We start from the raw sequence: 11,263 nt of genomic DNA on the forward strand, positions 1-11,263 counted from the left end.
TAGCTTTGTTGTAAAAATTTACTCTGAGATGCTTCTTAAGCTAGATATTTGATGCTGTTGCGTCTAGCCACAAATGATAAGCTAAAGACCGTTTTAGCTAAAGATGATGACGATCAACTTGGCGATACCATTGATTTGTAAGTATCCTCTAAACTCTATGCCAATCTTTTAATTTGGATCACTTTGTATGTCGGCAACTTTTGCAGTACACCATTTAAATAGGCATACAGATCTAGACCATTCAACTTTGCTGACTGGATCAATGTCATGATGTTAGCAACTCGCTGACCACTGCGCAGTGATCCAACATACAACCAGTTCTTACGACTTAAAGCCCAAGGGTGCATTTGGTTCTCCACCAAATCATTGTAAATAGATAGATTACCATCATCTGAATAGCGGCTTAAGGCTTGCCAGCGCTTTAGAGTGTAATTGATTGCCTTAGCGGTGGTAGAACTTGATGGCACCATCAGATGATGTTGGTTGAGCAATTCATATAGTTGTTGCATCACTGGTTGACTATGCCGTTGCCGGTATTCGCAGCGTTGTTGCGCTGTACCGTCGGTCTTGTGCCTTAACTCTGCTTCTATCGCATACAATTTCTGAATCAGCACCAGTGCCTGTTCAGCAATCTGACTTTTCCCAGTGATATGCAGTTCATGGAATTTACGACATGCATGTGCCATGCAACCTACTTCAATGATCTGACCTGATTTGAAATGTGCTTTATAACCACTGTAATCATCACAGACCAGATGTCCCTGCCAGCCATTCAGGAATTCTTCTGCATGCAGACCTGAACGGTTTCTTGAAAGTCATAGATCACCCCCTTGCTGCAGCACCACCTGTTTTAAGGCATTGACCAGAGGTTCAAGTGTCTACACCACAGCGACCAATCCAATCTGACAGGGTGGATCTAGATAGATCTACACCTGCGCGCAGAAAGATCTGTCGCTGACGATACAGCGGTAAGTGATCAGCATATTTGGATACCAGCACATGGCTAAGTAACTCAAGTGTCGCAATACATTTATCGATCACATAGGCAGGCATCGTTTGCTGAGTCAGGGTGTCACATTGATCACAAACCCATTTACCACGCACATGCTGTTCTTTATAGAACTGCGCTGGTCTGAAATTCAATTTTTCACTGATATTCGCCGATACGACGCAGTGTGCACCCACAGATGTATTGCGTTGATGCAGATTCATGCTCAATACGTACGGTTGCTAAATGATCTGGGAGTAGTCGACGTTTATGTTTATTTATCCAATGAGCCGTAAAACACCCTCATTTATGGAGGTGATATAAGGCTCGATTTTTAATTCTAATGAGGTGATTGTTGTTGCTCGATGTATTGTTTAATAATTTCTAATGGCGCACCACCGCAACTTGAAGCAAAGTAACTTGGCGACCATAAAGAATCACCCCAAAGTTTGTTTTTAATTTCAGGAAAGTCTTTTCTAAGGTGGCGACTAGATAGACCTTTTAAGCTATTCACTAAATTTGAAATAGCAACTTTTGGTGGGTAATTAATTAATAAATGAACATGATCATCCTCCCCATTAAATTCAATCAATACAGCATCAAAATCCAAAGCCCGATATTGGCAATAGTCACCAACATAATATACATTAAATTGTATAAATTGCTGTGTATATAAGTACAATGAAATAAACAACTTACGTTTTCAAATATTTTTTATTGGAATTAATTTTTATTAAGATCGTTTAATTGTGGTCACATAAGTTTTTAAAAATTTACCAAATTATCACCAACATAATTTTGTGATGATTAATTAGGTAAACCGAATGGTAAAAAATCAGGTTGATGGAATTATATATGGCCAGCCTAGGCTTTTATCAGCATTAATTAACTGTATAACCCCCAAAAAAAATTAAAACAGACACTCACCATTAAAACTTAGGTGTAGCACGAGAGTTAAGCAGTATCCGTTACGATGATTTATTGAAGTCATTTTATTTCTAACTGCAATTGAGCAGGCCTACCAATGCAAGCCAGATGTAAACAAAATTTAAAAGCCGGTAGTGCTTTGCCTTGTTTTAAGGAATATAGCTGTAAGCGTGCATTATTTTCTTTTGTTGTTGGGTAACCTTCTAGTTTCTGATTTGCCTTGGCAAGTTTGAGTAGATTCGGCGTAATTTCTTTGTTTAAAAAATTAACCATATCTATTCCAAGTAAATGCCACATGTTGGCAGGAAACAGATCTTTGGCCGCATAGTAGAATTTTTCCAGATTCTGAATATTTTTCCGCGTTGAATGTAAACCTGTATGTGAAGCAGTTACGTGATTAATAAAGAATTCTAAGACATACCTAATATTTTCAGGTGACTTTTGATAGCAGGCTTGTAGATAGTTAAAAAAATGTGTGACCAATAAAAGGTCCTCATTAGTATCAATCATTGACGGTTTGATGTATTGCAGTTCGGTTATATGAAAAAGTCTTGGATTGTTTTTTCTAGATTTAAGTTGTTTGAGTTGGATTGCATTGTCATACCAATACTTGATGAGCTCATGAGATAGGCAAAGTTCTTGTGCTACGCGCTCCGTATCATATTTGTATAACTCTAATAAGCAGAGTGCCTTATAAAATAGATCAAGATCGATTTTAGATTCTGGAGTCGCGACAAAATAGTCAAAAATACAATGTTCTTGCGTTTGATTTACCTCTAATTCTGCATGTAGTGTGTGAGCATTGCTCGCTATCCATTTTTCTTGATTGTTTAGAAGGAGTTTACAGAGCGTTGTAGCATGCATTTCAAAATTGAATTCAGACTGATCATTGAGCGATTTTAGAAAATGTAACTCTTGTGTTGAATTGCTTATCCCCAGCATTTTCTTAACCAAACCATTGCTTAGTAATGGGCGATATTTGGAAAATTGATAACCTGCAATAAAGTAAGCTACATGAATATAACTTTTAAAGGTCTCGATGGGTTCGAGATGCCCCAAAAGATGTGCGATGATAATCCAATGATTTTGATCAATTGAATTACGTAATAACTCAGCCCTGAGCTGATTATATTCAACTTCCGTATAGTCTGTGAGGCTATCAGACAAAAAATGATAATCACATTTAAAAATTAATGCTAAATGATTTGCTGCAGAATGTCTAAATGAATGAAATGTATAGTGATGTTGCTTGAATAACTGATCCATAAAATTTTTAAAGGGTGCAGTCAGCATGTGCTGGCTGAGTTTCTTATTCTCATTGAACTGACTGAATAAATAATCATTCGGTTTTTTTGTTAACCGCTGTTTGACAACATATTGATGAAATTGTTGATACTCAGATGCTTTGAGTAAGCAATACACGGGCACGCTACGTTGCGCGCTGTCAGTCTTTAATCTGTGTTCATTGCCTATTTTTTCTGACCCATATGGCTTGACCAATAATGATATTCTGTTTAATCCTTCAGTATCTTTGATACGTAAACCAATCATTTCATTAATTCGCATCCCAGTTCTGTAAGCAAGCGTATAAATAAGACTAAGATTTTCATAGTCATGTTGAGAGATGATATTTTGTAGATGTGCTTGTTGAAGTTTTTTGATTAACAGTTGAAATGTGACTGGGCTGATAATACGTGTGCGTGGTCTGGTTTGTTGATCCAGCGTCTCTAAAGTGAATGCTGGGGCATCGAATAGTTGTTCTTGAAATTGATGAAAACGTTTGAGTGTTTTTACAATTTGAGCAGCCGATTTTTTAACAGTATCTTCGAGCAGACTTTCAGCAATACAGTTATTTTGATAAATCTGTGCATATATTTTTTGCAGGCGTGTTTCTTCATCGTCCTCAGAAAATTGATATTGTAAAGAATAGATTAGCCAAGGCTCACCAATTCGAGTGTAGTATGTGTAAATTGAGCTTTTGGCTAACTGGCTATTGTTGGAAATGATTTTAGCAAAAATTGTAGCGCAAAAATCAAATCTCTGAGCTAGCAGATCTATATCTTCTTGAGGTGGTTTAAAGAGACTAATTAACCACAGGGTGATTCGTTTACTGTATTCATTAAAGAGTTTTGCATTCTCCATACAATAATCGATCATGAGTTGATAGATTGGGGCATCTGTTTGGCGAAGACGAATAATTTTTAATAAGTCTTTATGAATTTTTAGTACATCTTTTAGTGCATCTTGCTCATGATGCAAATAAACAGTTTGTGGAGGTAAATTCTTAGACTGATGAATGACTTCAGTAGTGAGCTCATGCTTATATTTAAATTTTGGTTGCACAAAACGCTCAAACTCTTGTTCGGGTAAACCACAACTGAGTAAATTCCCGATGAGGCATTCAGAGAGCGCCGGATCTATATCTACGTTGGGAAGCTGTAACCAGTTGTAGCGAGCATGCTGAAGTAAATGCGATAAGCTATTTTTTTTAAACTTTTTCTTTATTTTTCGAAAGATATACTCAAGATAGCCCTCTACGGGAAGATGAACATGTCGAATATCTCTCAGATTAAAATGTATTAGCCACAGACGTGTGACGGGGTCTGGAATAAAATTTCTAGATTTTCGAACAGTATATTCATCAATAAAAATATCGCCATAATGATTAGAATGGGATTCTAAAAAAAGAATATTAAGGTCTTTATAATGGCGTACTTTTACTGGATTTCTGAGGTGTTCAAGCAAGGCATTAAGTTCAGCTTTTTCATTTAAGCCACCAAATAGAATGGCAGACAATATAATATTGCCCACGATTTCCTCATTTGAGAATGAGTCACAGCTTTCAGCCAATTCCCAATAATTATAAAGCTGTTGTACGAGGTCATTTATTTCATGACCATCGGCATTCCAGCTCATGGTCACGATAGGCTTATCTCTTTTAATATCTAAAACAGCATGAGGCAGCTCTAAATCCAAGCGATGCTGAGCATTTAACTCTTTGATGTAATCTTCAAAAAAATCATATGCAAACTTGATCCACTTTTTACTCGTAGAGTTTTTCTTGATGTGGCTATAAACCTCGCCGTAATCACCTAGCAAATGTGGATTCTGATCAAACTGCTGTTCTGAAAAATATTTGCGGAGTGAAGCATGAACTTCATTTTGAATTTTTTGTTCATTTAATTGTCGAGTAAGTTCTCGTTTCTTTTCGGCAAACAGTTGATCTGCTTTTTTAAGCGATGAGGACATTTAAATTCACTCCAATAATTTCAAAATATTCCTGCATTTCATTTAAATGTGTTGCGAGCGCGCGATATTGGTTCAGAGACAAACTAGAAAATGGATGTGCGGCTTCCTGTTGGAAGGCTTCATGTCCAAAAAGTGCAAGTATTAAAGGCTCGGGGATTTGTTTGTTGGTGAGAAAGGCACGTGTTGTATGGCGGTGCCAGTTGGGATGTGCTAACCCAACTTCAGGATGAAAGTCACGCACATTGGAAGGTGTAAGCGGAGTGAGTGTGCCATTTTGTAAAAGATTTAACAGAGGCTGTTCATTATTAAATATGGCATCAATTTGGGCTGAGATTTCGCGGTTAATCGCCATGTAATGTTGTTGGATATGTTCGAGGAAACGAAGATATTTCTTTAATTCACCGATGAGAAATGCACAAAGTGGAATCAAGCGTCCAAAGCCACGTCTACCACCGACCTCTTTGTCAGACAGCATAATTGTCTGTTGCTGAAAACTTATATTATTCAAAAAACCTGGAAAGTCCCGAACAGGTCGTGCAGCGGTAAACAAAAGTAGGATATGCCACATCCAAATGCTATAAGCATTAAAACTTTCTACCCAGTCGTTATCTGAAGTCGTATAAATTTTGGTGTAAAGATAGAAAAGGATGTCCTTTATGACATTTTTACTTGGTGCTTTTTGGCTACCAAAGCAGATGGACTGATCACTATAGACAATATCACCGTAGTCATTTTCAGCGAGCTGTGTACATAGTTCAGATAAAACTTTGACATAATTTTTTTGTAATTTATTTACATTGTAATGGCAGTAAGAGCTTGAAGAAGAGTGACTTGCATCTACACCAGTGATGATGTCAGCAAGTTGCCTATTGCCTGTTTTTTGCAAAATAACATGATGCAGTAATGAGCTAGTTTTTGATAAGTTCAGCTGAGGAATTTTGACTTCATCTTTTATTATTCTAATTTTTTTCTTTAGCTCATCTTCAGTGATGATTGGTTCTGCTTTGATACGATCAATAAAGTGATTTGGGATAGGGATATCTAAATGAACGGTGTTATTGATCAGTGACTCCGGATATTCAAACGTTGCATCTTCAAAAATGCTGAATTTGGTTGAGAGATAGTATTGGTCACTTTGCAATTTAATGACTTGGCGATGATTTAATCTTTTTACACGCCTTTTTTGAAAATTTAACCAGTCTTTAAAGCCAACGCCTGTGATTAAGCAAAGTAATACAACGAGCACGCTTTTATCATTATGTTTTTTATCATCATGATACAGGTATGTAATTAGGTCAGAAATAGTATAAACACTTGGGAGTAAACAACTTGCAGTGAGCAAATGATCTTGTCGTTGCATATGTTTTGGAATTAACGAAAGTGCCATACGTTGGGCATTTTTAGAATGTCTGGCAAGTGGTGTAATCTGATCTGCTTGAACAATAACAGAGGGGTCTTCTTGCTCGTCAAGGGCTTGCTCATTAGCTAAACCTCTATTACTTTTTTTAGTCTCAATGATTTCGTTAATAGTTCCATCGGTATCCCATGTACGATATTGCAGTTTACTATCTACACTTGATTTGGCAATTTTTGGACGGCTTTTTAGTACATAATTGAATGCAATACGTAATTCATCACAGAAATTTTTCTGAAAATCATTTAGTTCTTGATCTGCTTCAGGTTGAAGAGCAGACTCTACAAATTGCTCTAATGATAGAAATAAAGCAGGGAATTTAAGAGTTAAGAATGCTTGATAATCTAATGCGTGAGCATCTTTTTTTTTTGCAAAAAAAGACTTGTTTGCAACGCGGAAACGCTGAAATAAGCGCTTAATCGTATTGAGATGCTCTGTATGTTGTTTTTCAAATAAATCTGGTTTGATCTGCGGCAATGCTAATAAATATAGTGCTGCTTTAAGGACGAGCACATTCCAGGTGAGTAGTTCCGTGTGCGCATGATAAATGCTGGCAATACTGTTGATGTAATACGTGATTGGGGAATCACCAATTTTAGATTTTCTAGACGCTTGGAGAGTAGCGGGAATGCGAGGTGGTGAACTTGTAGAAATATCAGATTCAATCTCACTGAGAACAAGCCCCTTAAGATAATCTGAGCAGTCATGGTAAACCAATAGATCTGCGATAAAGTTAATATGTGCATGAAGACACAAATCCTCTGCATTAAAAAGCTTTTTTAATAAGTCTGATAATAAAATTTTGGGTTGAGGAAGGGGCTTAGTTTCACTTTCGTGCATATGAACAATTCCAAAAATCTGTTGGATTTGGTGAAAAATCATTTTGATTTAAATAATGATCGACGACTTTTGATTGCTTGCTGACTTCGTCAAGTAGATGCTGGCGACGTGCATGGATTTTTCTGTTTCTATTGTGGAGTTGTGTATGGCTAAAATTGAGTAACTTACCAAGCCCCTCAAGACTGAGCGTTTTATGTGCTTTGAATGAATGTAAGCGATTAAAGTCGAGTAAAACTTCAGTCGAAATATATCGGTTGATCGCTTGCTGAAGATGCTGCGGATTTAAATTGTGTATATCAAAAGTATTTGCTTGCAAAAAACTTAAGAATTCAAAGCTTGCATAGTGTTTGAGTTGTTGTTGTAAGTTGGCATCAGGTGGGAACGTATATACATGTAATTCCTGAGGTGAAGGCGGAAGCTTCATGTGATGCAGGTACAAATCAAAATTATCAGCGATCCAGAAATTGGATATTCCTGCTATAGACCAAACATTGAGTTTGTTTGATGCTAAACGAAAATGAGAAGTTAATCGTAGAGCTCGAAAGGCCATGTGATAGCAGTGATGAATGCCAGCAAAATCTGGATGAGTGTTTAATGCGAGTTTAGAAAGATCTCGCTTGAAGATAATTTTGGGGTTATCAAAATTAAATGAACATTCAGAAGTTACTTGTTTACGCGTTCCACGGCACATATTTAGATTATTAAAATATAACTATGATACATTTCTACTATTTAACTGTTTACTTTTCAAGTAATCTAACGGTATTTATTGTGTAAGTGTAGAAAAGTAGACACAATTTATAGTTTTGGTGTGCATAATTTAATTTGGTTCTATTTTTATTAGTAATATTTTTAAGCTATTACCGAGGTTGGGATTGATTGATTGTATGGCTGTGATTCCTGCTACAAAGTAGTAAAAGTTAGATCATAAAAATACCCCAACCTTGGCAAGGTCACCGAGATTTATTCCATTAAATGACCTTAATTATAAGTATATGATTTGATTACTGGTATATAGTTTTTGGTGGAGTAAAATTTTGATCAATTTAGATCATTTAATGTGGTTTTGGTCACTTCATTTTAGACATTTTAGTTTATAAAAGTCACCTATGTTTTGATGCTGATTTTCGTGAGAAATAATAACAATATATAGTTTAATATAATGATTATTAATAATTTATAAATCGACTACAACATGTAGTAGCGAAGATGCTCAAAATGCACTTACTACGTAACATCAGTTAAATAAAAGTCTCCCACAAACCCAATACGGTTCACTTGGGCCTATGCAGTCTGAAATAGGTTTATAAACTTAATCTGATCTTAAGAACTTAATCTTAGCTTTGTAGAGAAAATCTCTTGAAGGATGAAACGAGTGGATCAGCGAGTAGATGTACTAAATTTTAAAAAACTATTATATCTAATGAGCGTCTTGATCTTGATTAGCCTTGGGCTATGGTGGGGAAGTAAGCTGCTCTCGAATAAAAATATAGAGGCTAAAGTAGAGAGACAGGTTTCAGAGGCTGAGAGGAGTCCTGAAGTCTCAGAGCAACAAATCTTAATTTCTTCAAAACAAATTGAGCAAGTTGTGATCCTAGACAGTATCGTGGACAACAAATCCCTCTAAATTCTTAAAATATTTCTGTTCAAAGGCTTCTGGGCTTAACCAGCCGTTTGCGGAATGTCTTCTGACCCGATTGTAATAAATCTCAATATAGTCAAACAAGACTGTATTCGCTTCTTTTCGAGTGGCAAACACACTGCCATGGACCACATGACCTTTCAATGTATGAAAGAAGCTTTCGGTCACTGCATTATCCCAACAGTTTCCCCTGCGTGACATACTTTGAACGCAGTTATTCGTCAATAATAGCGCCCTAAAATCACGACTACAGTACTGTGAGCCTTGGTCCGAATGCACCATGACACCCATTGGATACCCCTGACGAGCCATTGCATAATGAAACGCATCACACACCAATTGACGGTCTATTCGATGGCTGGTTTGCCAACCGACAATACGACGGCTGAATAGATCCAGCATCACACACAAATACAGCCAACCTTGCTTAGTACGGATATAGGTAATATCCGTTGTCCAGATCTTATTGGGTTCATTGACCGTAAATTGACGATCCAACAAGTTAGGCGCTGTAGGCAAACGATGGTTTGAATCAGTCGTATACTTGTATTTACGTGCAATCCTGCTACGTAAACCAAGCTTTTTAAGCATTCTTCCAACGGTTCGTTCGCTCATGCTGTAACCTAAATCATGCATGTCATGTACCAATGAAGGTGCACCCAATCGTGCATGATGCTGCCAATATACGGCTTTTAAATCATTATATTTCTGCGCTGGATTGGCCTGGCGTTTTCGCCAGGCATAATAGCCTGAAGTGCTGACACCCAGGCATTGACAGGCAGAAGATACAGTGACTTCATTCACATCCAGATCTTGAATTACCGTGTACTTTTCTTGGCATGATCTGTCAGAAAGTACACATGCGCTTTTTTTAAGATGTCATTGGCTTCCCTGAGCTGTTTGACTTCTTTCTCTAATTCTAAGATCCGCTGTTGTTCTGGTGAAAGTTGACGTTTGCTTGAACCTACTGGATTGGCTTCACGAATCCATTTGTCTAAAGTTGAATAACCCACACCTAATTTCTGGGCGATTGCAGCTATAGGTTCGTGGGAGTTTGAAAGTGCATAATCAATCGCTTGCTGTTTAAATTCAGGACTAAAACGTTTAGCCATTTCTTGAATCTCCAAAGATTAAAGTTACGTTATCTTTAGAGGGACGTGCTGTCCATTATTTTGGCTAGGATCATTGGGATCAAATTACACACATTAGGTGCTTCTTCTACTAACATACAAAAACAAATTATTTTACAAGGGCAAGTACAGTGGTCACCAGAAAGCAAAGTTGTACTGACTAGTCCTGTTTCAGGAATGGTGCAGCAAGTTTTGGTACAACCCTTGGCAGAAGTTACCCGGAATCATCATGTACTTGCTGTACATAGTCCAGATTTAATTCAGATTCAAAATGAAATATTGCAGCTTCGTGCTCAACAACAATTAGCCCAGCAAAATTTAACACGTGAACGTAGCTTATATGCTGAAGGCATTATTGCCGAGAAGCGTGTGCAAGAGGCACAGAATCAAGTACAGCGTCTTAATATTAACTTAGGTGCAAAACAGCGAATGCTGCAATTTATGGGAGGAGGGCAGGTAAATAGTCTAAATTCCATTGTCTATGTTAAAAGCCCAACAAGTGGTTATATAGAAAACTTACAGGTTTCTACAGGTCAGTATGTTGAGGCTGGTACAGTATTAGGTCAACTTGTAAACGCTGATTCACCGTTACAATTGTTATTACAAGCTAATTTAGCTGACAGTAAATATGTGCATATTGGGGATGTTGTTCAGGTTGAAGGTTGTGATATTACAGGGCATATACAAAATATCGCTCCAGCACTTGTAGGGAATACACAAACTCAAAATATCATCGTACAAATGGATACCAAACATAATTGTTTGCGGGTGCAACAATTTGTCAAAGTTCATGTTCAAAGTAAGCAGCCAACAGTAATTGCAGCATGGCCAGTACCAAGTACTGCCATAACCTCACAAGATGGTAAACACATTATTTTTGTTAAAAATCAGAAGGGGTTTGAAGCTGTAACGGTTGAAGTTCTATCAGCTGATCAGCAGCAAAGTTATATTACAGCTGAAAAATTAAAACCCAAAATGCAACTTGCTATCAGTGGTGTAGAGCGTCTCAAGGCGGTGTGGTCTGGCTTTGGTGCAGAGCAAGCACCTATTAGCACTACAGAACGTTGAGGTGA

The 11,263-nt window shown here is 37.3% G+C and carries 6 protein-coding genes and 1 pseudogene; 1 reads left to right on the forward strand and 6 read right to left on the reverse strand.

Annotated features, from left to right (window positions below):
• Window positions 1-155: 155 nt before the first annotated feature.
• The 6 genes and pseudogenes from FTU03_RS10825 to FTU03_RS10850 form a co-directional block, all read right to left on the reverse strand.
• A pseudogene (locus FTU03_RS10825) lies at window positions 156-1,267 on the reverse strand (IS66 family transposase); the annotation flags it as partial.
• A 61-nt stretch (window positions 1,268-1,328) separates the two neighbouring features.
• Window positions 1,329-1,646, reverse strand: coding sequence for an IS200/IS605 family transposase (tnpA, locus tag FTU03_RS10830; RefSeq protein WP_257229519.1), 318 nt, complete (start codon window positions 1,644-1,646; stop codon window positions 1,329-1,331).
• Between the two features lie 329 nt (window positions 1,647-1,975).
• Entirely contained in the window at window positions 1,976-5,164 is a 3,189-nt protein-coding gene (locus FTU03_RS10835) for a tyrosine-type recombinase/integrase (RefSeq protein ID WP_154320135.1), read from the reverse strand.
• Window positions 5,148-7,418 (reverse strand): hypothetical protein, encoded by a 2,271-nt coding sequence (locus FTU03_RS10840; protein WP_070153152.1) that lies wholly within the window; start codon window positions 7,416-7,418, stop codon window positions 5,148-5,150. Before FTU03_RS10840 ends, FTU03_RS10835 begins: the two co-directional genes overlap by 17 nt.
• Window positions 7,405-8,109: a hypothetical protein gene (locus FTU03_RS10845; RefSeq protein WP_094069346.1), complete on the reverse strand. Its 705-nt coding sequence runs from the start codon at window positions 8,107-8,109 to the stop codon at window positions 7,405-7,407. Before FTU03_RS10845 ends, FTU03_RS10840 begins: the two co-directional genes overlap by 14 nt.
• 903 nt (window positions 8,110-9,012) lie before the next feature.
• Window positions 9,013-10,172 (reverse strand): IS3 family transposase gene (locus FTU03_RS10850; RefSeq protein WP_087554624.1). Its coding sequence is split into 2 segments (ribosomal slippage): window positions 9,013-9,938 and window positions 9,938-10,172, totalling 1,161 coding nucleotides; the frame shifts between segments, so codons are not numbered across the junction.
• Window positions 10,173-10,217: 45 nt separating this feature from the next.
• On the opposite strand from FTU03_RS10850, the gene FTU03_RS10855 reads away from it, so the two are divergent.
• Window positions 10,218-11,258: an efflux RND transporter periplasmic adaptor subunit gene (locus FTU03_RS10855; RefSeq protein ID WP_373684502.1), complete on the forward strand. Its 1,041-nt coding sequence runs from the start codon at window positions 10,218-10,220 to the stop codon at window positions 11,256-11,258.
• Window positions 11,259-11,263 lie beyond the last annotated feature (5 nt).

Origin of the sequence: Acinetobacter sp. YH12046, from assembly GCF_013419905.1 — a bacterium.
In the GTDB taxonomy this organism is placed as follows: domain Bacteria; phylum Pseudomonadota; class Gammaproteobacteria; order Pseudomonadales; family Moraxellaceae; genus Acinetobacter.